At 34.0% G+C, this 22786-nt stretch carries 24 protein-coding genes and 2 tRNA genes; 16 read left to right on the top strand and 10 right to left on the bottom strand.

Going from position 1 to position 22786, the window contains the following annotated elements:
* Positions 1 to 162: 162 nt before the first annotated feature.
* Positions 163 to 1122 carry an FKBP-type peptidyl-prolyl cis-trans isomerase gene (locus IL45_RS01935; protein WP_200875665.1) on the bottom strand — a complete coding sequence of 320 codons (960 nt, stop codon included), beginning with the start codon at positions 1120 to 1122 and terminating at the stop codon, positions 163 to 165.
* 76 nt (positions 1123 to 1198) lie between these two features.
* Here IL45_RS01935 and IL45_RS01930 point away from each other — a divergent pair, with 76 nt between their 5' ends.
* From IL45_RS01930 to IL45_RS01920, 3 genes are read left to right on the top strand one after another with little or no spacing between them, the layout of a single operon-like run.
* The gene (locus IL45_RS01930; protein WP_036579595.1) at positions 1199 to 1579 is read left to right on the top strand and encodes an RNA-binding S4 domain-containing protein; all 381 of its coding nucleotides are present in this window, start codon (positions 1199 to 1201) and stop codon (positions 1577 to 1579) included.
* On the top strand, positions 1576 to 2160 hold the full coding sequence (locus IL45_RS01925) for a methyltransferase (RefSeq protein WP_036579593.1): 585 nt from the start codon (positions 1576 to 1578) through the stop codon (positions 2158 to 2160). The genes IL45_RS01930 and IL45_RS01925 overlap by 4 nt, the downstream gene beginning before the upstream one ends.
* Entirely contained in the window at positions 2160 to 2654 is a 495-nt protein-coding gene (locus IL45_RS01920; RefSeq protein ID WP_036579590.1) for a phosphoribosyltransferase family protein, read from the top strand. The genes IL45_RS01925 and IL45_RS01920 overlap by 1 nt, the downstream gene beginning before the upstream one ends.
* Here the strand turns inward: IL45_RS01920 and IL45_RS01915 are convergent.
* On the bottom strand, positions 2646 to 3164 hold the full coding sequence (locus IL45_RS01915) for a shikimate kinase (protein ID WP_036579588.1): 519 nt from the start codon (positions 3162 to 3164) through the stop codon (positions 2646 to 2648). The genes IL45_RS01920 and IL45_RS01915 overlap by 9 nt on opposite strands.
* A gap of 117 nt (positions 3165 to 3281) precedes the next feature.
* On the opposite strand from IL45_RS01915, the gene IL45_RS01910 reads away from it, so the two are divergent.
* The 9 genes from IL45_RS01910 to IL45_RS01870 all read left to right on the top strand — a co-directional run bounded on the left by IL45_RS01910 (position 3282) and on the right by IL45_RS01870 (position 10515).
* Positions 3282 to 3354: transfer RNA gene (locus IL45_RS01910), tRNA-Lys, on the top strand.
* 52 nt (positions 3355 to 3406) lie between these two features.
* Positions 3407 to 3489 (top strand) — tRNA-Leu (locus IL45_RS01905).
* A gap of 167 nt (positions 3490 to 3656) precedes the next feature.
* Positions 3657 to 4571, top strand: a complete 915-nt coding sequence (locus IL45_RS01900; RefSeq protein WP_036579586.1) for a MerR family transcriptional regulator — start codon at positions 3657 to 3659, stop codon at positions 4569 to 4571.
* On the top strand, positions 4568 to 6028 hold the full coding sequence (locus IL45_RS01895; protein ID WP_036579585.1) for a phytoene desaturase family protein: 1461 nt from the start codon (positions 4568 to 4570) through the stop codon (positions 6026 to 6028). Before IL45_RS01900 ends, IL45_RS01895 begins: the two co-directional genes overlap by 4 nt.
* Before the next feature lie 2 nt (positions 6029 to 6030).
* Positions 6031 to 6870 (top strand): phytoene/squalene synthase family protein, encoded by an 840-nt coding sequence (locus IL45_RS01890; protein WP_036579582.1) that lies wholly within the window; start codon positions 6031 to 6033, stop codon positions 6868 to 6870.
* Positions 6870 to 7316 carry a sterol desaturase family protein gene (locus IL45_RS01885; RefSeq protein WP_036579580.1) on the top strand — a complete coding sequence of 149 codons (447 nt, stop codon included), beginning with the start codon at positions 6870 to 6872 and terminating at the stop codon, positions 7314 to 7316. Before IL45_RS01890 ends, IL45_RS01885 begins: the two co-directional genes overlap by 1 nt.
* On the top strand, positions 7317 to 8780 hold the full coding sequence (gene crtD / locus IL45_RS01880) for a 1-hydroxycarotenoid 3,4-desaturase CrtD (protein WP_036579578.1): 1464 nt from the start codon (positions 7317 to 7319) through the stop codon (positions 8778 to 8780). It begins immediately after the preceding gene.
* Positions 8777 to 9400 carry a carotenoid biosynthesis protein gene (locus tag IL45_RS01875; protein ID WP_036579576.1) on the top strand — a complete coding sequence of 208 codons (624 nt, stop codon included), beginning with the start codon at positions 8777 to 8779 and terminating at the stop codon, positions 9398 to 9400. Before crtD ends, IL45_RS01875 begins: the two co-directional genes overlap by 4 nt.
* Complete coding sequence (locus tag IL45_RS01870) at positions 9379 to 10515, top strand: lycopene cyclase family protein (protein WP_036579574.1); 1137 nt, start codon at positions 9379 to 9381, stop codon at positions 10513 to 10515. Before IL45_RS01875 ends, IL45_RS01870 begins: the two co-directional genes overlap by 22 nt.
* Here the strand turns inward: IL45_RS01870 and IL45_RS01865 are convergent.
* The 7 genes from IL45_RS01865 to IL45_RS01840 form a co-directional block, all read right to left on the bottom strand.
* On the bottom strand, positions 10510 to 11214 hold the full coding sequence (locus IL45_RS01865; protein WP_036579572.1) for a hypothetical protein: 705 nt from the start codon (positions 11212 to 11214) through the stop codon (positions 10510 to 10512). The two genes, IL45_RS01870 and IL45_RS01865, sit on opposite strands and share 6 nt — an antisense overlap.
* Before the next feature lie 141 nt (positions 11215 to 11355).
* Complete coding sequence (locus IL45_RS01860) at positions 11356 to 13623, bottom strand: aconitate hydratase (protein WP_036579570.1); 2268 nt, start codon at positions 13621 to 13623, stop codon at positions 11356 to 11358.
* Positions 13624 to 13866: 243 nt separating this feature from the next.
* Positions 13867 to 14040 (bottom strand): hypothetical protein, encoded by a 174-nt coding sequence (locus IL45_RS15070; protein ID WP_160165379.1) that lies wholly within the window; start codon positions 14038 to 14040, stop codon positions 13867 to 13869.
* Position 14041: 1 nt separating this feature from the next.
* The gene (locus tag IL45_RS01855) at positions 14042 to 14995 is read right to left on the bottom strand and encodes an AAA family ATPase (RefSeq protein ID WP_036579568.1); all 954 of its coding nucleotides are present in this window, start codon (positions 14993 to 14995) and stop codon (positions 14042 to 14044) included.
* 12 nt (positions 14996 to 15007) lie between these two features.
* A complete protein-coding gene (locus IL45_RS01850) occupies positions 15008 to 16477 on the bottom strand; it encodes a peptidylprolyl isomerase (RefSeq protein ID WP_036579566.1) in 1470 nt (489 codons plus the stop codon).
* The gene (locus IL45_RS01845) at positions 16437 to 17288 is read right to left on the bottom strand and encodes a hypothetical protein (RefSeq protein ID WP_036579564.1); all 852 of its coding nucleotides are present in this window, start codon (positions 17286 to 17288) and stop codon (positions 16437 to 16439) included. The genes IL45_RS01850 and IL45_RS01845 overlap by 41 nt, the downstream gene beginning before the upstream one ends.
* On the bottom strand, positions 17281 to 19257 hold the full coding sequence (locus IL45_RS01840) for a peptidylprolyl isomerase (protein WP_051788612.1): 1977 nt from the start codon (positions 19255 to 19257) through the stop codon (positions 17281 to 17283). Before IL45_RS01840 ends, IL45_RS01845 begins: the two co-directional genes overlap by 8 nt.
* A 158-nt stretch (positions 19258 to 19415) precedes the next feature.
* On the opposite strand from IL45_RS01840, the gene IL45_RS01835 reads away from it, so the two are divergent.
* The 4 genes from IL45_RS01835 to IL45_RS01820 all read left to right on the top strand — a co-directional run bounded on the left by IL45_RS01835 (position 19416) and on the right by IL45_RS01820 (position 21947).
* A complete protein-coding gene (locus IL45_RS01835) occupies positions 19416 to 19874 on the top strand; it encodes an SRPBCC family protein (RefSeq protein WP_036579561.1) in 459 nt (152 codons plus the stop codon).
* Between the two features lie 4 nt (positions 19875 to 19878).
* Positions 19879 to 20118 (top strand): hypothetical protein, encoded by a 240-nt coding sequence (locus IL45_RS01830; protein ID WP_036579558.1) that lies wholly within the window; start codon positions 19879 to 19881, stop codon positions 20116 to 20118.
* Between the two features lie 117 nt (positions 20119 to 20235).
* Positions 20236 to 20571: a hypothetical protein gene (locus IL45_RS01825; RefSeq protein WP_036579556.1), complete on the top strand. Its 336-nt coding sequence runs from the start codon at positions 20236 to 20238 to the stop codon at positions 20569 to 20571.
* Positions 20571 to 21947, top strand: a complete 1377-nt coding sequence (locus IL45_RS01820; RefSeq protein WP_036579554.1) for an FAD-binding oxidoreductase — start codon at positions 20571 to 20573, stop codon at positions 21945 to 21947. The genes IL45_RS01825 and IL45_RS01820 overlap by 1 nt, the downstream gene beginning before the upstream one ends.
* On the opposite strand, the gene IL45_RS01815 is transcribed toward IL45_RS01820, so the two are convergent.
* Complete coding sequence (locus IL45_RS01815; RefSeq protein ID WP_036579551.1) at positions 21944 to 22675, bottom strand: hypothetical protein; 732 nt, start codon at positions 22673 to 22675, stop codon at positions 21944 to 21946. The genes IL45_RS01820 and IL45_RS01815 overlap by 4 nt on opposite strands.
* Positions 22676 to 22786 lie beyond the last annotated feature (111 nt).

The following is a 22786-nucleotide window of genomic DNA, read 5'->3' as shown; positions in this document are numbered from 1 at the left end:
ATCTTGTTTTTTAAATTCAAGACAATAATATTGTGAATACTACAATTTTATTTGCGTAATTACCTAATAATCATTCAATTATTTGCAATAATCGCAAAGAGATGTTAATAATAAAAGCCTCGATTGAGGCTCATATTATTATCTATATATGGAGTAAAGATCCTAGGTTGTTACTGCAATAGCCGTATCAGCATCTAAGTAATCTGGCACACCATCACCATCTGTATCTAAAGCATCACTTGGATCTCCATCCCCATTAGGATCTGCATTTTCATCGATGGTATCAACACCATCATTATCATCATCAGCATCTATATAGTTAAAAGCACCTATCGTATCTTCATCGGTATTATCTGCATTATCAGATGACCTTAAATTACGATCTCCATCCAAATCTTCAAATTTAGAAAACACTCCATCACCATCGTGATCAGTGATTTTCACAGCTCTAAGCTGAAAAGTAAAAACCAAAGGCGAATATGCTGGAATACCAGATACCGAACTAGAAAAATAGCCTAAACCAGATGGCATGAATACAGCACCAATTCCACCATCATCATATGATAATGTACCATCGGGTTGCGGTGTAATGGTGGTAGCTTCATTAAATTGAGTCACACCTTCCATAAAACCACTCACAACTTGAGGCAAATCAAACCAAATTGCGTTTGTTGAAGAATCAAAAACAATCTGTTGATAAGAACCATCATCATTCATTTCCTTATTTAATTGATAACCTTTATAACTCACTAAAGTACTATCTGCAAATGATGGAGACTTTGCACCACCACCTTGTCTAACATTTAGTGTGTAAACCGTATAATCAATATCCTCTCTTCTTAAAATAGAAGTAGTCACCTGTTGAGATAATGGGATTTTATTTGCATTCACACCTACTAAAGAATCAAATTTTATCTCAAAATCACTACCTGCAGGATTTGTTGCAAAATCTTCATAGTTCCAAAAATGGGTATCTAAGTAATTCTGTAGCTCTAATTGATCTTCAAGATCAACTTCTTGTCGATCTCTAATTGCAACCGTTGTTGAATCATCATCTGGACTACAGGCGATTGCTATAATTATAAACAGACAACTAGTCACAATGTATTTAAGGTTTCTCATCTTCATTTTTTTAAGCGCTCAAAGATAGTATTTTCTAGTACTTTTGTTGAGATAACGCTTAATTAAAGCTTCTGTTATGCGAGTGGATAAATATTTATGGGCTACTAGATACTTCAAAACTAGAAGCAAGGCTACCGATGCCGCAAAAAAAGGACGAATCAGAGTTGGCGATTCAATTATCAAACCATCTAGAGATGTATATCCTGGAGATATAATAAAATTACGTAAAGACCAAATCAACTATGTAATTGAAGTAATAGACCTGCCAGATAGTCGAGTAGGTAATAAACTAGTCAATTTATATAGGTTAGATCGTACTCCACAGGAAAATTTTGAAGCTCGAAAAATGATAGAACTGAATCAAGATTATTATAGACGCAAAGGTGAAGGAAGACCCACTAAAAAAGATCGTAGAGACTTAAACGATTTACTAGGCCAACAAGATGAGGAAGAATGATTAAATTAGATCAACAATACTGGCAAGAGAGATATACCAACAACTCAATTGGATGGGATTTAGGAAAAGTATCTACACCTTTAAAGAATTACATTGATCAATTAACAGATAAAGACATATCTATTTTGATCCCAGGTGCTGGTAACGCATATGAAGCAGAATATCTCTTTAACAGCGGTTTTAAGAACATTACTATTTTAGATATTGCATCATCACCTATTAAATATGCCAAAGAAAAGATAGCCCTACCCTGCTGTAATTTTGTACAACAGGATTTTTTTGATCATAATGGCAAGTATGATTTAATATTAGAACAAACATTTTTTTGTGCTTTAGAACCACGCTTTCGCGAAAGCTACATTAAAAAGACACATCAACTATTAAAAGACAACGGTAGATTAGTTGGTGTTTTATTTAACTTTGAAAACAAATTGAACGGACCTCCATTTGGAGGCATTATTACAGAATATATTAAGCTTTTCGAGTCACACTTCAAAATTATTATAATGGAGTCATGTTACAATTCTGTAAAGGAAAGACAGGATAAAGAGATATTTATTAAACTAATGAAAAAAATATAATGGAAACTCGAATTTTAGATCATGATCAAGTAAAAAATAAAATTAGACGTATCGCTTATCAAATAGCTGAAGTTTATCTAAACCACGATGAGATAATTTTAGCTGGCATAAGTGACGGTGGTTATGTATTTGCTAAAAAACTTAAATCTTCTCTATCTAAAATTGTTTCTAGTGACATAATTCTTTGTAAAGTAGAAATTGACAAAACAAACCCATTAAACAATATCAAGACATCTTTAAAAGCCGAAGAATATACCAATAAAGGTGTGGTTCTATGCGATGACGTGCTTAATAGCGGCACCACTCTTATATATGGAGTAAAACATTTTTTAGATGTACCATTAGATCGCCTTAAAACCGCTGTTTTAGTTAATCGTAATCATAAAAAATATCCAGTAAAGGCGGATTTTAAAGGAATTTCTCTATCTACAACCATGCAAGAACACATAGAGGTTCATATTAAAGCCGAACCATACAGTGTTATCTTAAAATAGTGTACTTATTATTTCTTTTGAAATTTGACTAAGACTTTTATCATCAACAGTAATTTGATGATGTGCACGTTGATAATATGGACGACGTTCAAAAAGATGCTTGCCAATAAATTCTAATAACTCATCTTCACCTGTAATTCCTGAAATTATGGGACGATTAATTTTATCATCATTTAATCTATTCAATAGTGTTTTTATTCCCGCGCTTAGATAAAATGTATGGATATAGCTTTTATTTAATAATAATTCCATGTTATTGTAATAGCATGGAGTACCACCTCCTAGACTTAAAATAACTTTACGATCTTCTTTTATTAACTCTTTCAGATATTTATTTTCTATTTTTCTAAAATAAATAGCACCATTTCTCTCAAATATTTCAGAAATTTTTTTTCCTTCTTTAAATTCAATATAATGATCCAAATCGATGAACTCGAACCCTATCAAACCACTAATCACCTGTCCTACAACAGTTTTACCACTACCCATATAACCTAATAAAACAATCATTTAATTACATTTTTTAGCCTTCAAAAAGCACAGATTAAAAAAAACGAAATTAATTTAAAAAAACTTGTTGAGATTTAAAAAGAGGTTATATATTTGCACCCGCAATTAAGCAATACCGATCTGGTAGCTCAGTTGGCAGAGCATCTCCCTTTTAAGGAGAGGGTCCTGGGTTCGAGCCCCAGCCAGATCACAAGATTATAGTAATCTCTAAAAAGTCCTTAAATTTTAAGGACTTTTTTTATACCCGAGTGCTGGAATTGGTAGACAGGCACGGTTGAGGGCCGTGTGTGCTAGTCACGTGTGGGTTCAAGTCCCATCTCGGGTACTATAAAAATCAGGTTTTACCTGATTTTTTTTATCCTATATCGAAATTCTCGCAAATAACATCTCAATTGTTAAATAAAATCCAAATTGTAGAACTTTTTTTATAAAAACTCAAACACTTTCCAATTTTGTTTAACTTTACCCATGTAAAAGTAAAACAGAGATATTTTGATTAAAAGCAAGTTTAGTATTAAGGATTTAGAAAACCTTAGTGGCATTAAAGCGCATACCATAAGAATTTGGGAAAAGAGGTATGGCTTACTAACGCCAGATAGAACAGATACCAATATAAGAACGTATGACTTAGAAGCTCTACAGAAAATATTGAACATCTCCTATTTACGTAATGCTGGTATAAAGATATCAGCTATTGCTGAACTGAGTTCAGAAGATATTGAAATTCAGGTTAGAAATTTTGCTGAACGTAATAATAAGAATGATCACGCCATACAGGAATTAAAACTAGCTATGGTCAACTTTGACCAGCAAATGTTTCAAAGAATATATCAAAGCTCTTTAGACGAGTTCGGTTTTTCAGGCGTATTCTATAATCTATTCGTACCTTTTTTAGAGGAACTAGGTTATTTATGGCAATCAAAAACAATCAATCTAGCACATGAGCATTTTATTAGTCACTTGATTAAACAAAAGGTTTTAATAAACCTAGAGAAATTACAGTATCAAAAGCCTCATAATCAAGAACAAGTTTACATATTGTTTCTTCCAGAAAATGAAATGCATGACTTAGGATTACTTTTTCTAAACTATGAGTTATTAAAAAAAGGATGTAACACAATATATCTAGGAGCGAGTATGATGTTAGAATCTCTACCATTCTTTAAAAATAAAGAAGCTAAGCCTACTTTTATAACCTACATAACCGTTCAACCAACCGAAAAACAGCTTCCCTCCTTCTTAAAACAGTTTGACAAGAAAGTTTCCAATGGTGACGACGTTGAGTTATGGGTTTTAGGACATTTAGCTCAGAAAATAAAAGACAAAGACCTTAAACCTAATCAACTTGTATTTAGAGGTATATCTGATGTGATAGGTAAAATTCCTGATTTAGTAATAAAAGCATGAGCAAAAAAATAGCAATAATAGGTTCTGGTTTCGCTTCTCTTTCTGCTGCTAGCTATTTAGCTCGAGCAGGTAATGATGTCACGATATACGAAAAAAACAATACCGTTGGTGGACGAGCTAGAAGATTAGTTAAAAATGGTTTTACATTTGACATAGGACCTTCTTGGTACTGGATGCCAGATATATTTGAACGTTTTTTTGCTGATTTTGGTAAAATGCCTTCTGATTATTATGAATTAGATAAATTAAGCCCTGCATATACAGTCGTATTTAAAGATGAATCAATTGTTATAGGAGATAACTTAAGTACTATTAAAAATACATTTGAACGCATAGAGAGAGGAAGTTCTGTTTACCTTCAAGACTTCATAGATAATGCAAAAGAAAACTATGACATAGCCATTAAAAAGCTTGTCTACAGGCCAGGAGAATCTCCACTAGAGTTAGTAACACCTCAGACCGTAAAAAAGCTAGGAGCATTTGTAAGTAATGTATCAAGAGATGTTCGTAAAAAATTTACCAATCCTAAACTAATATCTATTCTAGAATTCCCGGTATTATTTTTAGGCGCTACTCCAGGTAACACACCTAGTTTTTATAATTTTATGAATTATGCTGATTTTGGACTAGGCACATGGCATCCCAAAGGAGGAATGTATGAAGTTATACTAGCAATGGAACAGCTGGCAAAAGAACAAGGAGTAACCATTCACACCAACTCAGCTGTTTCTAAAATATTAGTGGATGATAAGAATCATGCTATAGGTATTGAAGTAAATGATGAGAGGTTAACATTTGATATCATTCTTTCTGGCGCAGATTATCATCATTCAGAAACCCTATTACCTCAAAAAAACAGGCAATATTCTGAAGCTTATTGGGAAAAGAAGACTTTTGCACCCAGCTCATTAATCTTCTATGTTGGTTTTGACAAAAAACTAAAAAATATTGAACATCACAATTTATTCTTTGATACTGATTTTGAAAAACACGCGCACGAAATCTACGAAGATGCCCAATGGCCTGAAGACCCATTGTTTTATGCAAACTTTACATCAGTAACAGATAGTAGCACGGCACCAGATGGCTGTGAAAATGGTTTTTTTCTAATACCGCTAGCACCTGGTTTAGAGGACACGCCTGAACTTAGAGAAAAATATTTCAATATTATTATCAAACGTTTCGAAGAAAGAACACAGCAAAACGTCACAAATCATATTATATTTAAAGAATCGTTCTGTGTAAATGATTTTAAATCAGAATACAATAGCTATAAAGGAAATGCTTATGGTATGGCAAACACTTTATTACAAACTGCTTTCTTACGACCTAATCTTAAAAGTAAAAAAGTAAAAAATCTATATTTCACTGGTCAACTTACCGTTCCGGGACCTGGGGTACCGCCTTCTCTTATTTCTGGAAAATTAGCAGCAGACCTAATTAAAAAATATTCATAATTATGAAAAGCCTATTCGATAAAGTATCCCGTCAGTGTAGTAAGGCCGTAACTAACAATTATAGTACTTCTTTCTCTTTAGCTAGTAAAATGTTAGGTCCCACGATTAGACAAGACATACATAATATATATGGATTTGTAAGATTTGCAGATGAGATTGTAGATTCATTTCATGATTATGATAAAAGAACCTTACTGGATCGATTTGAACTGGATCTTAAGCATGCGATTGATGAAAAAATAAGCCTCAATCCAATATTAAATTCATTTCAAGAAACCGTAAACAAATACAATATCACCCCAGATATGTATGGAGCCTTTATCAATAGTATGAGACTGGATCTTGATAAGTCTGTTTATCTAACTGATGAGGAATACAAAAATTACATTTATGGCAGCGCAGATGTGGTAGGCCTTATGTCTTTAAAAGTATTTGTAAAAGGTGATAAAGCAAAATATGAAGAACTTAAAGATGACGCTATGAGACTAGGTAGCGCTTTTCAAAAAGTTAATTTCCTGCGTGACCTAAAAGCAGATCTTGATGTACTAGAAAGAAGTTATTTTCCTAATACAGATCTTCAGGATTTATCTGAAGATGATAAAGCCCGTCTTATACAAGAAATTAAAGAGGACTTTGATGCAGGACTTAAGGGAATTCAACGTTTACCAGTTGAGGCTAAACTAGGTGTTTATACCGCATATGTTTATTACCGTAGACTACTTACCAGATTAGAACGCACACCATCTAAAGAAATAAGAAATGCACGTATTAGGGTTCCCAATTATGAAAAATTAGGCTTACTTGCAAAAGGATATGTTAGCTATCGCTTAAATTTGATTTAATGGATATACTTTTTTGGATTCTTATCTTTCTGACCACTTTCTGCATTATGGAGTTTAATGCCTGGTGGATGCATAAATATGTGATGCACGGTTTTTTATGGAATTTACATGAAGACCATCATCATAAACAACACGACAGCTGGTTTGAGAAAAATGATTTCTTCTTTGTTTTTTATGCAGTAATAAGCATTGGGCTTAAGATTGCACATAGCGAATTAGATCTTTGGTGGGCACTACCTATGAGTGCAGGAATTTTTGCATACGGAGTAGCATATTTCATAGTACATGATATATTTATTCATCAACGTTTTAAATGGTTGCGTAAAGCTAATAATGTCTATGCACGTGGAGTTAGAAGAGCACATAAAATACACCACAAACACATCGGTAAAGAAAAAGGTGAAAACTTTGGAATGCTTGTCGTTCCTCTCAAATATTTCAAATAAATGGCTACTGCCATAATAATAGGATCTGGATTAGGAGGAATCGCAACTGCTCTTAGACTGCGCCATAAGGGATATCAAGTTACCATATTTGAACAAAATGACTATGCTGGTGGTAAACTGCATTCTATAGAAAAAGACGGGTATAGATTTGACCTAGGTCCTTCCCTATTTACTCTACCTCATTTAGTAGATCAACTTCATGATTTATTTCCTGATCATTGCAATTCTTTTTCCTACATAAAAAAGAGTGTTGGTTGTCATTATTTCTGGGAAGATGGAACTTCATTTAAGGCATACAGCGATCAAGCAGATTTTGTTTCTCATGCTAGTGATACATTTGCAGAGTCCAAAGCCGTTATCAACAACTACCTTAATAATAGTAAATCACGTTATAACCTTACCAAATCTCTTTTTTTAGAAAAGTCGCTCCATAAATGGAGCACGTATTTTTCAATAAATACCATACAAGCGATCATTAACGCACCTTTTCTGGGCCTATTCAATACACTACACAAAGAAAATGAAGTGTTTGAAAACCCTAAATTAACCCAACTGTTTAATCGTTATGCTACATATAACGGTTCTTCACCTTATCAAACTCCAGGAATCATGTCCATGATACCTCATTTAGAGATGGGAATAGGAACGTATTATCCTCAAAACGGGATGCACCGTATATCTCAATCTCTTTATGAACTCGCTGTTAAGGTCGGGATAGAATTCCGCTTCCGCGAAAGCGTGACCAAAATTAATTATAAGGACAATAAAGCTACTGGTATAAAAACGCCAATTAATAATTATAAGGCAGATATCATTGTTTCAAACATGGACATTTATCCTACTTATAAAAAATTGCTTACAGACTATCCTGCACCTCAAAAAACACTTGATCAAGAACGCAGTAGTAGCGCCTTAATCTTTTATTGGGGTATTAATCATAAATTTCCAAACCTAGATCTTCACAATATCTTATTTAGCGAGAACTATCCAGAAGAGTTTGATCACATTTTCAATAAAAAATCTCTTTTCAACGACCCTACAGTATATATTAATATTACCAGTAAGGAAACTAAAACAGATGCACCGGCAGGTTGTGAAAATTGGTTTGTTATGATTAATGCACCTGGTGATTATGGACAGGACTGGGAAGCAATGATTGTAGAAGCCAGAAAAAATATAATAGCAAAAATCAATAATTGTCTCCATACAGATATTTCTAATTACATCAGTACAGAACATGTGTTAGATCCTCGCGGTATTGAGAAAAATACCAGTAGCTATCGAGGCGCATTGTATGGTGCTGCCAGTAATGATAAATTTGCGGCCTTTTTAAGACACCCTAATTTTAATAAAGGACTTAAAAACCTATATCACGTCGGTGGATCTGTTCATCCAGGTGGCGGAATTCCACTCTGTTTATTAAGTGCACAGATAACAGCAGACTTAATACCTGATGTGTCATGATTAAAAAATCGCTTATACTTTTTACTTGGGTGCTTCATGTTACAGCACTTATAGGTATAGCATTGGGGTACCAAGACTTTTTTGTTACTAAATCTCCTTTTACACTTCTATATCTTGCTTTAGTTTTATGGATTTGTTATCCTATCCAATCTATAAAAAAAGTAAGCCTATTTGCATTATGCTTTATCGTAGGAATGATAGTAGAATGGTTAGGTGTACATACGGGCAGCCTTTTTGGTGATTATTTTTATGGTGATAATTTAGGTCCTAAATTAGATGGCATACCCTACTTAATAGGTGTCAACTGGGCCATACTGGCTTTTATAAGTCATTCTATATCACAATCGTATATAAAAAATATAACAGCCCAAATATTTAGTGCAGCAGGATTAATGGTCATTCTCGATTTTTTCCTAGAACATATTTGTGACTATGCAGGTTATTGGCACTTTAATGGTGGTGCAGGCTGGTGGAATTATATATGCTGGTTTATCGTTGCTTCTATACTCCATGCCGTATTAGCTCATTATAAGTTGAAAGGTGATCGCAACACTTCCTTACATTTGTATACTGCACAACTCATTTTTGCATTAGGATTATGGATCATCATTTCGATATAGCAATTATAGGTTTGGGCTGCGCTGGCAGTCATATAGCCTTAGAGCTATTACAACAATGCCCAGATATAAAATTGGTGGTTATAGACAATGCTCCTATCGTCTTACATAAGAAATGGTCCTATTGGGAAAAAGATTCTGGAAAATGGGACCATATGACTCTTAAAAAATGGAATTATGGTCTTTTTAAATCGGCACAAGGTATTATTGAACTAGATATGAATCCCTATGTTTATAAGACCATCAACAGTGTAGATTTTATCGCTTTCGCGAAAGCGAAACTACAACAAAGTAATCACAGCTCCTTTATCAATTCAACAGTAACCAGCATTGATAAAAAAAATGAAGAACTACAAATTATAAACCACACCAATGGTATAATCCATGCTAAGGTCATATTAGATAGTCGTATAGACAATCAGTTTTTTAAAGATCAAAAAGCGATCACTTTACAACAGCATTTTAAAGGGTGGACCATCGAGACTACCGATGATCACTTCAATCCAGAATGTTTTACCATGATGGACTATAGCTTAAGGGATCGTGGTACGACAAGCTTTACATATATATTGCCCTATAGTACTAAGAAAGCACTTATAGAATTTACATATTTTTCGCCTGATCTGGTAATGGATACTACCTATGAAGAGTATCTCAAGCGTTATATTAATGAGCAATTAAACATAAAAGAGTATAAAATTGTAGAAATAGAAAAAGGTATTATCCCTATGACTACTTATAATTTTGACCGTCACCATTCTCAAAACATCTATAAGATAGGAACCGCAGGTGGCTGGGTAAAACCATCAACTGGTTATTCTTTTAAAATGACAGAGAAAAAAGCAGCTACTTTGGTACGTAATTATATAAACGGTTTACCATTACTGACAGATTTATTTACAAAACGGTTTAGTATATATGATAGCAGCATGCTGTCGGTCTTACATGATTTCAATGATGATGGACCAGCGTTTTTTCTTCGTTTATATGATAACAATAACATACAAAGACTATTTAAATTTCTAGATGAGGAGACCAACCTTGCAGAAGAGATTTCTATAATGCAAAGCATGACTTCAAAGCGCATGATTAAAGCTTTTTTTAAAAGCTTATTATAGACCTTCCGGTATTTCAAAATTAGACCAAGAACCAATAATGCGATAAGGTTGAAATCTGGTAAACATCTCTTCCTTATACCATTGCAAGGCTTGAGTTTGTTGCACAGCATGTCTATGACTTTGACTACGATAGGCAAACTTCTTTAAAGCACGAGCATCGTTCCAAAGGCTGAAAGTCGCCATTTGAGTTACTGGTCTCTCTCCTACTCCAGCAGTAAATAATAAATTAGGATTATCAACTAAGTCTAATTGAGAGGTAGGTACATAATCCCAAAATCTTTTCAACATGCTTATTTTAATAGTCGCTCTTGTTATTACAGAGATATAGGCGTTATTATCATCTAAGTTTTCACTCACCATAAATGGGTTTTTCTTAGACCACTGTCCATGCGCTTTAATACATTTCATATAGAAAGTAAGCTGGTTGGAACTGTGCTTTTGATATCGATTATATAAATTTGAATTTGCAAAAAAGCTTTTTGCAGATTCTTCATTTTCCCAAACTTGCAATAATCCATAAACACTCCAGTCTGGTTTAGGATCAAAGTTTTTCTTCCCTGAACCCAACAATTTATAAAATTGTAAGCCATTCACTTTCTTTAACGGACTGTGTGCAAATTGCATCATTCCGAATGCCCAAAATTTTTGTTTTAATTCAGGATATTTAAAAAAAGTAAGTGTTGTGATTTGTTGTGACATGTTTTACAAAGATAGCCGCTTCTGTATTTTAAAAATCATAAAAACAACACCATATCATTTGAATACTTGTTTTAAGTTATATAAAAATGCCTCTTGAAATCTCAAGAGGCATTTTAAATATAATTCAAAAAACGCTTTTAATTATGCCGCGTTATCTTCTTTAATTTTATTCAAAGCACTTCCCTTATGGAACCACTCGATTTGAGCAGCGTTATAAGTGTGATTTGCTTTGATTGTATCCTTAGAACCATCTGCGTGAGTGATCTCGATAGTCAATGGCACATCCGGTGTAAAATTAGCAAGATCAACAAAGTTGAACGTATCATCTTCTTGAATTAGATCATAGTCAGCTTCATTTGCAAACGTAAGTCCTAACATACCTTGTTTTTTAAGGTTTGTTTCATGGATACGAGCAAATGATTTTACAATTACTGCTACAACACCTAAGTGACGTGGCTCCATTGCTGCATGTTCACGTGAAGAACCTTCACCATAGTTATGATCTCCAACCACTACAGAAGGTACTCCAGCAGCTTTATAAGCTCTAGCTGTTGCAGGAACTGCTCCATATTCACCATCTAACTGGTTTTTAACAAGATTAGTTTGCTTATTATAAGCATTAACCGCTCCTATTAAACAGTTATTTGAGATGTTATCTAAGTGACCTCTATAACGCAACCATGGTCCAGCCATAGAAATGTGATCTGTTGTGCATTTACCAAAAGCCTTTATTAATAATTTTGCATTATTTACATTAGTACCTATAGGAGTAAATGGTTCTAATAATTGCAATCTTTCAGAGTCTTCTGCAACATTTACAACTACACCGCTTCCATCTTCTTGTGGAGCTAAGTAACCATCATCTTTTACTTCAAAACCTTTAGGTGGTAATTCCCATCCTGTAGGCTCATCTAACATTACTTCTTCTCCATCTTCATTGATTAATTTATCAGTGATAGGATTAAAGTCTAGTCTACCGGCTATAGCAATGGCAGCAACCATTTCTGGAGAAGCTACAAATGCATGTGTATTAGGGTTACCATCGGCACGTTTAGCAAAGTTTCTGTTAAACGAATGAATGATGGAGTTTTTAGGTGCATTTTTAGGATCCTCATAACGTGCCCACTGACCAATACATGGTCCACAAGCATTTGTAAAGATTTTTGCATCTAACTTTTCAAAGATCCCTAGGATACCATCGCGCTCTGTTGTGTAACGTACTTTTTCAGATCCTGGATTAATTCCAAATTCTGCCTTAGTCTTAAGACCTTTATCAATAGCTTGTTGAGCTATAGAACTTGCACGAGATAAATCTTCATAAGAAGAGTTAGTACAAGAACCTATAAGTCCCCATTCTACCTTAAGAGGCCATTCATTTTTAGTTGCCTTTTCATTCATTGAACCTACTTCAGTCGCTAGATCTGGAGTAAAAGGTCCATTTATGTGAGGCATTAATGTATCTAAATTAATTTCAATTACTTGATCAAAATACTGTTCTGGATTAGCATATACCTCATCATCACCAGTAAGATAATCTTTCACTTCGTTTGCAGCATCTGCTATATCAGAACGATCTGTCGCACGCAGGTAACGCTCCATTGAAGCATCGTATCCAAAGGTAGATGTTGTTGCACCTATCTCTGCACCCATGTTACAAATAGTTCCTTTACCAGTACAAGAAAGGTTTGCGGCACCTTCACCAAAGTATTCTACAATTGCACCTGTACCACCTTTTACAGTAAGAATCTCAGCTACTTTAAGAATAACATCTTTAGGAGCTGTCCAACCAGATAATTTACCTGTTAATTTAACACCTATAAGTTTAGGGAATTTCAATTCCCAAGCCATTCCTGCCATTACGTCAACGGCATCTGCTCCACCTACACCAATTGCAACCATTCCTAGTCCACCAGCGTTTACTGTGTGGGAATCAGTTCCAATCATCATACCACCTGGGAACGCATAATTTTCAAGTACTACTTGATGAATAATACCAGCTCCTGGCTTCCAAAATCCAATACCATATTTATCTGAAACAGACTCAAGGAAATTAAAAACTTCATTAGAAGTATTTAAAGCATTTTGAAGATCTGCATTAGCACCGTTCTTTGCCTGGATTAAGTGATCACAGTGAACTGTTGTAGGTACTGCTACTTCCGTTTTACCAGCTTGCATAAATTGTAGCAAAGCCATTTGAGCCGTAGCATCTTGACATGCGATACGATCTGGTGCAAAATCTACATAGTCTTTACCTCTAGTAAAAGGTTTACCAGGTGTTCCATCCCAAAGGTGAGAATACAATATCTTCTCAGCTAGTGTAAGAGGTTTACCAGTAATTTCACGTGCTTTATTTACACGAGCTGGCATCTCAGCATACACCTTTTTTATCATATCAATATCAAAAGCCATATATGTTATTTTAATTAGTCATTTTAAGGATTGCGAAGTTACAAAAATGACACGTGAAATGAAAGTCTAACCGCGCTACCACAGTAGTTTAGACGTTCTCAAAATAATGATGTTTAAGTAGATGTGTAATTATGAATTTAATAATTTAAACCGTTTAAATTGTCAAATTCATAATTCTAACGATAATGATTATCAAACTAGTAATTATTTATTTCAGTAGGTTGACTGTAGACAAGATGAAATCTACTTCCTATTCACTGCTTTAAAAATAAAATAAACAGCAGCTAGGTCAGCAGCATATCCTAAAACCATAAAACTATTGCTAAAAATAGGATAGATATCCCTATATAATGCACCAGCACCAACTAAAATACCTCCTATTAAAAAGAGATATAAACTAGCAGCGTATTTGCGCATCTTAAAGAATTTTTGCGATAATACTATCTTCAGTATATCCTTCGGCTTCTGCCTTGTAGTTTTTAATAATACGATGTCTTAGAATTCCAGTAGCAACTGCCTTCACGTCTTCTATGTCTGGACTATACTTACCATTTACAGCTGCGTGAGTTTTTGCTGCTAGAATTAAATTCTGAGAAGCTCTTGGTCCAGCACCCCAATCAATATATTCCTTAACAATCGCTGGTGCGGCTTCCGACTTTGGTCTTGTCTTACCTACTAAGGCCACGGCATATTCAATAACATTATCTGCTACAGGTATACGACGTACTAATTGTTGAAAATCTATTATTTCTTGAGCATTGAACAATGCATTAATTTGCGCTTTGTGATTACTAGTAGTTGCCTTCACCACATTTACCTCTTCTTCAAAAGAAGGGTATTCTAAATTAATAGCAAACATAAATCGATCCAGTTGTGCCTCTGGCAATGGATAAGTACCTTCTTGTTCTATAGGGTTTTGTGTTGCTAGCACAAAATAAGGTGCGTCTAATTTATAATTATGACCTGCGACAGTAACCGTTTTTTCTTGCATGGCTTCTAGTAAAGCTGCTTGAGTTTTAGGTGGTGTACGGTTAATCTCATCTGCAAGGATGATATTAGAAAATATAGGACCTTTAATAAATTTAAAGGTTCTACTTTCATCTAGTATTTCACTACCTAGGATGTCACTAGGCATTAAATCTGGTGTAAACTGTATACGCTTAAATTGCAAACCTAGTGCTTGTGAAATGGTGTTTACCATTAAAGTCTTTGCTAGACCTGGAACACCTACTAATAAAGCATGCCCACCGGCAAAAATAGAAATAAGAATCTGGTCTATAACTTCATCTTGTCCTATAATAATTTTTGCAATTTCTTTTTTGAGCTCTTGGTGTTTCTTTACCAAATTATCGATAGCAGTTACATCTGACATGTGATCTGTTTATTATTTATTCCATTCATTTTCAAAATCACAACCTTTAAACTCTGCACCAATCTTAATATAAGTGTCTTTGAGTTTTTCTGATTGCCATTTCCTAATTGCTTTTACTTGTTTATCTCTTAAAGCAATATCTTTAATTTTAAGATAATCTAAAGCATAGTCTGCTTTGTGATCTTTTATCTTATTGATGACATAAATAATTTTAAATGTCTCACGACCTATCTGATCTTTTTCATCTATAATACCACTTATATCTCCTTTTTCAAGAAAAATAATCTGTCTAGTTAAATCTTCAGAAAGTCTGGTAAGATCTAATCGTGCTTCACCAGTATTGGGATTAATTAATTTCCCACCATTCTTTGCTGTTTCTTTTTCATCACTAATCTCTCGTGCGGCTTGATCAAAAGTAATTTCTTTTAAAATTATTCTATCTCTCATCTCATCGAGTTTCTGTTTTGCCTCATTAACCTGAGCAACAGAAATATATGGATATAATAGTATATGACGTACATCTCTTACTTGTCCCTTTACCTTCTCTACTTTTAAAATATGCCAACCAAAAACAGTTTCAAATGGTTCACTTACTTCTCCTTCGGTTAATGAAAAGGCTGCTTCTTTAAACTCTTTTACAAATTGATCTCCTCTTTTCAAAGAAATAATACCACCTTGACGCTCTGTTGCTACGTCTTCAGAGAACAATGCAGCTTTTGCTGCAAAACTAGCTCCGTTTTCAAGTACATCAGTACGGTAATCGTTTAGTTTATCTACCACATCTTTAACAGCATCATCACTAGGTTTAGGTTTTACTACTATTTGAGCAATCTCAACTTCAGTATTAAATAATGGACGTTCTTCTTCTGGTAGATTAAAGAAAAATGCTCTTACCTCTTCTGGCGTAATTTCCACCTCTTCAGTAATACGCTGTTGCATACGTTGCGCTAGTTTCATATCTCTAGTGATACGATTTAATGCAGACCTTAATTCTGGCATGCTACTTTTTTGATATTTCTTCAACACGGCATCTTCACTTCCTAGAATACCTTTAAAATATGCAATACGTTGATCAGTCTCTGCCTCTACTTCTTGATCACTGACCGTGATACTATCTTGTACTGCATGATGAGCAAACATTTTTTCACGCAATATACTCTCAATCAATTGACAGTCTGACAATTCACCTAAGTCTTGATCTCCTTGAATTTCTAGAAGTTGTTTTTTAATATCTGAATTAAGGATAACATAATCACCTACAACACCAGACACTCCATCAATAAGCTCTCTTACTTGTACCACAGGTACTGGTTTTACCGAGTCTATTTTTCTCATAGCCAACAGTACTTCTTCTTTTACCTGCTCATCAGACATTTGAATTGTATCCGTTTGTGCAATAGAAGCTTTCGCGAAAGCGAGACCTAAAATAACCAGAAGGTATTTATGACTTAATTTGAAATTTCTTACTCTTGATAGCATCATCTAATAAATCTTTTTCTAATTTTTTAATGTAATTAAGTTTGCGCCTATTGAGCAACACTTGTTTTATTGTAGGTTTTACGTAAGATAATGGTGCATTATCACCGCGACGCAGTACATTATTGAATCGCACCAAATATACGCCAACGCTATCTTCTAATTTCCAATATTTGTTATCTTTTATGTAACGCTCTTCATTTGAAGGCGTGATTGTAGTGACTCTATTAAAAACAATATTTTTCTGAACCCAGATACTATCATTTAAAAAATGACTTTTGAATCCCAAGCATAGACTATCTAACTTTTTAAACGCATCAATCGAGCCTTTATTGAATAATTTATCGACCATATCAACATCTGTGTACAATGGATCTAATTGTATATAACGGAATTGCACTAAATCCTCGTTAAGTTTAAAATCCTTTTGATGTTGTTTAAAATAATTTTCTATGGCTGCAAGTTTAATAACCGTATCTAAATTTTGCTTGGTGAGCTCTTGCTTATAAGCTTGTGAATAAAGTTCAAAGCGATATTTTTCAATAAGCTTATCTAATTGTTCTTGCTGCGATAGGGAAATGTTTTTGCGAGCATTTTGCATTAACAATCGCTCAGTTGCCCAGTTATTAATATAACTAGAGACTATGATGGTACTATCTTCTTTGGTATATTGTTCTGGTAATAGATTTTCAATATCTTCTTGAGAGAGATAAGCATCACCGGCTATAACTACAGCATCCACAGGCTGTGCTTGCTGAAAATACTCACAAGAGCTAAGTAGCAATAAAAAAGCTATGTAATACAATAGTTTATGCATCTTTAGCAATCGCTTTTTTGACTTTTTTAAAGGTCTTTTTATTGACCTTAATAGTTCTACCATTTCTAAGGGATGACATCCAATCTTTTTCTAATTGTTGCTGGTAATCATTAATTACTGCACCACGAGCCTCATCAAGTGTTTTTTGAGAAGGTTCTAAAACCTCCTTTACAAGAATTACTTTATAGAATCCTGTTTTCTCATCATAATAAATGGATGAAACGCCTTCTTTAACTTCAAAATTGTCTGGAATACGATTATAAGTTTCTTCAACAATCCCATTAGACATCATTACCTTAGTACGTCCATCGATATTGAATTGTTTTTTAATCTCTTCTCTAGAGGTGCCGTTTTTTAATAATCGCTGCACTTCTTGAGCTACTTCTTCTGTAGTATTTTGTGTTAAAACAATATCTAACCTACGTTTCCATTGATACTTACTTTTATGTAAGTCATAATAAGCCTGTTGACCTGTAGAATCTTCTTTTGCCTTATTCCAAATTTTAGTTTCTAGTAAATCAAAAAGTAATAGACCTTCTTTATACTCATCATAGATAAAGGCAAAGTCTTTATTTTCATTTTCTAAATTTTTATCATAATAAGCTGCAATAGATTTATCGATAAAATCATAATAGAACTTTTGTACCTTTTCTTCTTTACTACTATAATTTGTAAAATCCTTTTTCTGACGGCTCATAACGTCTTTGTAGAAATCTGCATAGGAGATTTCTTCATCTTTAATAGTAAACATTTTCAAATCTGCCATCTTGAGAGCAGGATCATATTGCCAGCTATTACTTAAAATAGAATCTGAAATAACTTCATTTAATTTTTCAAGAACCTTCTCTGATCTTTCTACATGATACTTTTCTCTAAGACTTTTATTGAATGAGTCTGTAATCTTGCGAGCTCTAGGTGATTTTCTAATTTTCTCTTTTAGTGATGGTGCAAGATCCTCATAACTACCTACTGGATGTTTTTCTATAAGCTTAACAATATGCCATCCAAATTTTGATTTAAAAGGCGCAGAGTATTCACCTTTTTCTTTTAAACCAAAGGCGATATCCTCAAAAGTCGTGGCATTTAATCCTCCTGTTCCAAAACGATCTAATTTACCACCACGCGATGCAGAGTTCATGTCGTCTGAAAACTCTCTTGCTAGTTCTTCAAATCTACCCGTTTCTTGTAACTGTTTATAAACATCATTGATACGTTTTTCGGCGGTTTTTTCTTCAGCATCTCTAGCGTCAAAAGTCATGATGTGTGCAACGGTAACCTCACCTCTTGCTAGTCTATCTTCAAAAACCTTAACTATATGATATCCAAAGTCTGTTCTGAAAACTTCAGAATGCTTTCCTACCTCAGTGTCAAAAGCAGCATTTTCAAAAGGATAAACCATTCTAAAAACACTAAACCAGCCTAATTTCCCTTCATTACCAGCGCTCGGACCTTCGCTTTTAGTACGTGCCAGTTTAGAAAAATCTGCTCCATTATCTAATTCATTTTTAATTGCGTTTATTTTATTCCACGCTTTTAATGTATCCTGTGGCGCATCGCCTGGCCCAACTTTAACTAATATGTGACTGGCCTTTACTTCTCTTTTTTTACGATTATAAGCTTCTCTTATCAAGGATTCTGTTACATCTGTGTCTGTTAAGTAGGCTTGTGCAAGACTTTGTCTATAATTATTAAGCTCTTTTTTATAAGACTCTTTAAGATCCAGATTCATTTCATAAGCCTGCAATAACTTTAACCTGTAGTCTATATAAAGGTCTAAGTAATTATCGATATCTTTTTGAGAATCATCTTGTACAATGTCTAGATTTTTGAGATAAACTCTCATAAAAGTCCCAGCATCATAGGGATTACCGTCTATAGTAAGTAATGTTTTATCTTCAAGTTCTTGAGCGACCGCTATCGAACTTATAAAAAGTAATAGTATCGTAAAAAAACGTTTTGTAGAAATCATATTTATTCTCTTTCAAGGCTAGCAAAAATAACCATATTTTAACCCTATACAAAACGCTTCTCTTTTCAACCTAGTATATTGATTTCACTTCTATTTTAACTAGGTATTTTAAAGCAGTTATCTAGTTAGTTTTTCAACATCACCTCGACATAATTCTTATGATTGAATGCACCCATCAAGTGACGATACCACAACCAATAGAAAAGGTTATGGAGCTTTTTAAAAATCAAGATTATTTTAAAGAGTGGCAAAAAGGATTAATAAGTTTTAAAAACCTTACACCTGACATAGGTCAATCAGGCAGTAAGCGCAGTATGAAAATTAAAGCTGCTGGTACTACTATAACAATGATTGAGGAAATAACCGCAATCGACTTACCACATTTATGGGAAGCTACTTATAGGACTAACGGTGTCCTCAATAAGCAAAGTAATCGTTTTCAAGAAAAGGTGATTAAAAAAGGTGATCAAACACAAAAGGTAACGGTTTGGGACAGTACTGCTACATTTACTTTTACAGGCATGATGCGTATTATTGCAAAAGGGCGACCTCAAATTTTTACTAGTCAAACACACCAGCACATGGAAGATTTTAAGACCTTTGCAAGCACAATGTAAATCCATGGGAAGACAACTTAAACTGATTTGGGACTTTAAAGGTCCAGACGCACAGCGCACCGCACAACATCACGTTATTCATCTAGATGAGTTTATCGTGAGAGATAAAATTGCTTCTTTAGGCACTGGAGTAGAAAAAATCAATGAAAATCACTTTATAGCTTTTATGGGTATTGAAGAAGCTGCGATGCCACCAGTACGTGATGCGCTTAAACCACATCGTGGGCAGTTGTGGATGAGTTAATTACGCTTTCGCGAAAGCGTATTCAGTAAGACAATCAATACTTAATAATTAATCTAGCTGCTATTCTACTTTACATATGACTATTTATTGCTTAATTTTAAGTACTAAATTACAGCCATGGAAACGAATCATTTAAACTGGAATAAAAACGAGTTTCAGACGTATTTACTACTTTACTGTGCAAGTGCAGATCTTTCTCAAGGTGCAGAAGAATTACATTTCATAAAAGAGCACGTAGAGAAATCAGATTTTAGAACAATTCATAAAGTATTTAACAATGATACTGATTACCAAAGTCTTAAAAGGGTACAAGAGTATGTAAATCATCACAACTTATCTAGTAAAGAACTTACTGACACTTTTAAAGAAGTGAAAACTCTTTTTAAAATTGATGGTGAATATGACTCCATGGAAAAGCATTTATTAAATATGCTTAAATCTTTACTAGAATAATGAGCTTTAGTCTTTTTGAAAAAATTCTAGATCCATCACAAATTGTAAGTGGTCAGGAGCTAGAATCTCGCTATCATCATATATGGCACATGGATGAACCATTGAAAGCTATCTGCCTTTTAACGCCTGCTAGTACTGATGAAGTAAGTAGTATTATGAAGATTTGTTATGAGCACAATTTACCTGTTGTCGTACACGGTGGATTAACTAATCTTGTAGGTAGTACAGAAACGTATGGGAACGAGGTTGTCATTTCAACAGAGCGCTTAAATTCTATTGAAGAGATTGATGGCTCAAGCAGGACAATGACCGTACAGTCTGGAGTTATTTTAGAACATATTCATGAAGCTGCTGCAAATACTGACTTATTATTCCCTCTTAACTTTGGCGCTCGTGGTAGCGCGCAAATAGGCGGCATTATATCTACAAATGCAGGTGGACTGAGAGTTCTTAAATATGGTATGACCAGACAACTGATTCTAGGCCTAGAGGCCGTGATGGTAGATGGGACCATCATATCATCAATGAAAAAGATCATTAAAGACAACAGCGCCTATGATGTGAAGCAACTTTTTATAGGTTCTGAAGGTACTTTAGGGATTGTGACAAAAGCAATTTTAAAATTAGAAGAAGCGCCTAGTAGTAGAAATGCTGCTTATATTGGGTTTAACAACTATGAAAATGTAGTCGCATTTCTAAAATACATGGACAGTAATCTCGCTGGAAAACTGAGTGGTTTTGAACTTATATGGCGCAATAGTTATGAACAGATGACTAGCGTTAGTAATGCTGTTAGACCACCATTACCTTATGATTATAATTATTACGTACTTATTGAAGCTCTAGGTAGTCATCCACAAATTGATCACGCCGAATTTCAATCATTGCTTGAAGACGCTATTGAACAAGATAGAATACTAGATGCTGTAATGGCTCAATCACCTAGCGATATTGAGTGGTTTTTTAGAATTAGAGAGGACGTAAATAATCTCGTGGACTTTATGAAACACGATCAGCACTTTGACATTAGCTTACCTATACCTTTCATAGGTGATTATATCGCTGATCGTTATCAATCACTTGCTCAAATAGATGGTGTGGAGCAGATATATGCCTTTGGCCACGTTGCCGATGGCAATATTCATTTCATGATAGGCAAGAGTAATCTAAATGACGATTTAAAAAAGAAAATTGACCATTGTATTTATGACGGATTAAAAGCGATAGGAGGATCTGTAAGCGCAGAACATGGTATCGGCACTCATAAAAAAGACTATCTCAATCTATGCCGTACACCAGAAGAAATAGTTTTAATGAAGGCTTTGAAGTTAACTATGGATCCTAAAGGATTATTAAATCCTGGTAAAATTTTCTAATCGAGGTAGTTTTGTGTTACGCTTTCATTATTTTCTATATAACAGAATCGCGCTAATATATAGAGTCCAAATAAATAGCTACCTCGCTCTATAAAATAGAATCGTATTGGAAATAATTCATAATAGTAAGCTACCATCGCGGCAAAATCTGCAAATACAAAAGCAAAAGTAGCATACATCAAATAAGCAGAATTAAAGGTACTTCTCGTAGCATTTGAAAAACCTACTAATAAACAAGTAGTCATACCAGCGATTCCTGTAAGTAATAATAGAAGATACTCAACATCTGTACTTATCATTTCTTCAAAATTATTTACGTTATAAAAATGAAAAGCGATGTGCGTAAAAAATATGAATAGGAAAGAAGCATATTCATAACGTTTTATTTGATCCCATTGAATACTTTTCAATACCCATGAAACTATAATACCATAGACTAATATACTAGCCGCTAAAAATAGATATTTTCCAAAATTAAAATCATAATAATAGAATCCTATACTAGATAATACCTGTAAGCAGTATATGAAGTATAACCATTTACTATAATGACCTATCGCTACAATAAAATATAGGAAAACCGCAAGTGTAGACAGTATTCTAGCCAGCCTAATATATTCAATATCACCTATAGCAATAACCACGATGTTAAAAACTATAAATAAAGAACTCAAAACTAACATTTGAGTTCTAATCGTTAAACTTTTAAACCATTTAAATAGGAACATACACTTACAATTTAGCGATTAACAACTTAATGAAGGTATTCTGTGCTAAACAACACAGTACTAGTAACTATAAATATCGGAAATATTTTAGTATTCCTAATTTGGTCGTCA

Source organism: Nonlabens ulvanivorans, assembly GCF_000732625.1.
Lineage (GTDB): Bacteria > Bacteroidota > Bacteroidia > Flavobacteriales > Flavobacteriaceae > Nonlabens > Nonlabens ulvanivorans.
The sequence above is the reverse complement of the archived record's forward strand: the minus strand, read 5'-3'. Positions and strand labels throughout refer to the sequence as shown.

Excerpts from the sequence above, each read along its gene's own strand:
- IL45_RS01850 (WP_036579566.1), bottom strand. The coding sequence starts at position 16,477 with ATGATGCTATCAAGAGTAAGAAATTTCAAATTAAGTCATAAATACCTT.
- crtD (WP_036579578.1), top strand. The coding sequence starts at position 7,317 with ATGGCTACTGCCATAATAATAGGATCTGGATTAGGAGGAATCGCAACT.
- IL45_RS01875 (WP_036579576.1), top strand. The coding sequence starts at position 8,777 with ATGATTAAAAAATCGCTTATACTTTTTACTTGGGTGCTTCATGTTACA.
- IL45_RS01935 (WP_200875665.1), bottom strand. The coding sequence starts at position 1,122 with ATGAGAAACCTTAAATACATTGTGACTAGTTGTCTGTTTATAATTATA.
- IL45_RS01920 (WP_036579590.1), top strand. The coding sequence starts at position 2,160 with ATGGAAACTCGAATTTTAGATCATGATCAAGTAAAAAATAAAATTAGA.
- IL45_RS01865 (WP_036579572.1), bottom strand. The coding sequence starts at position 11,214 with ATGTCACAACAAATCACAACACTTACTTTTTTTAAATATCCTGAATTA.
- IL45_RS01830 (WP_036579558.1), top strand. The coding sequence starts at position 19,879 with ATGGGAAGACAACTTAAACTGATTTGGGACTTTAAAGGTCCAGACGCA.
- IL45_RS01840 (WP_051788612.1), bottom strand. The coding sequence starts at position 19,257 with ATGATTTCTACAAAACGTTTTTTTACGATACTATTACTTTTTATAAGT.
- IL45_RS01825 (WP_036579556.1), top strand. The coding sequence starts at position 20,236 with ATGGAAACGAATCATTTAAACTGGAATAAAAACGAGTTTCAGACGTAT.
- IL45_RS01925 (WP_036579593.1), top strand. The coding sequence starts at position 1,576 with ATGATTAAATTAGATCAACAATACTGGCAAGAGAGATATACCAACAAC.
- IL45_RS01860 (WP_036579570.1), bottom strand. The coding sequence starts at position 13,623 with ATGGCTTTTGATATTGATATGATAAAAAAGGTGTATGCTGAGATGCCA.
- IL45_RS01845 (WP_036579564.1), bottom strand. The coding sequence starts at position 17,288 with ATGCATAAACTATTGTATTACATAGCTTTTTTATTGCTACTTAGCTCT.
- IL45_RS01835 (WP_036579561.1), top strand. The coding sequence starts at position 19,416 with ATGATTGAATGCACCCATCAAGTGACGATACCACAACCAATAGAAAAG.
- IL45_RS01820 (WP_036579554.1), top strand. The coding sequence starts at position 20,571 with ATGAGCTTTAGTCTTTTTGAAAAAATTCTAGATCCATCACAAATTGTA.
- IL45_RS01890 (WP_036579582.1), top strand. The coding sequence starts at position 6,031 with ATGAAAAGCCTATTCGATAAAGTATCCCGTCAGTGTAGTAAGGCCGTA.
- IL45_RS01915 (WP_036579588.1), bottom strand. The coding sequence starts at position 3,164 with ATGATTGTTTTATTAGGTTATATGGGTAGTGGTAAAACTGTTGTAGGA.
- IL45_RS01895 (WP_036579585.1), top strand. The coding sequence starts at position 4,568 with ATGAGCAAAAAAATAGCAATAATAGGTTCTGGTTTCGCTTCTCTTTCT.
- IL45_RS01870 (WP_036579574.1), top strand. The coding sequence starts at position 9,379 with ATGGATCATCATTTCGATATAGCAATTATAGGTTTGGGCTGCGCTGGC.
- IL45_RS01855 (WP_036579568.1), bottom strand. The coding sequence starts at position 14,995 with ATGTCAGATGTAACTGCTATCGATAATTTGGTAAAGAAACACCAAGAG.
- IL45_RS15070 (WP_160165379.1), bottom strand. The coding sequence starts at position 14,040 with ATGCGCAAATACGCTGCTAGTTTATATCTCTTTTTAATAGGAGGTATT.
- IL45_RS01885 (WP_036579580.1), top strand. The coding sequence starts at position 6,870 with ATGGATATACTTTTTTGGATTCTTATCTTTCTGACCACTTTCTGCATT.
- IL45_RS01930 (WP_036579595.1), top strand. The coding sequence starts at position 1,199 with ATGCGAGTGGATAAATATTTATGGGCTACTAGATACTTCAAAACTAGA.
- IL45_RS01815 (WP_036579551.1), bottom strand. The coding sequence starts at position 22,675 with ATGTTCCTATTTAAATGGTTTAAAAGTTTAACGATTAGAACTCAAATG.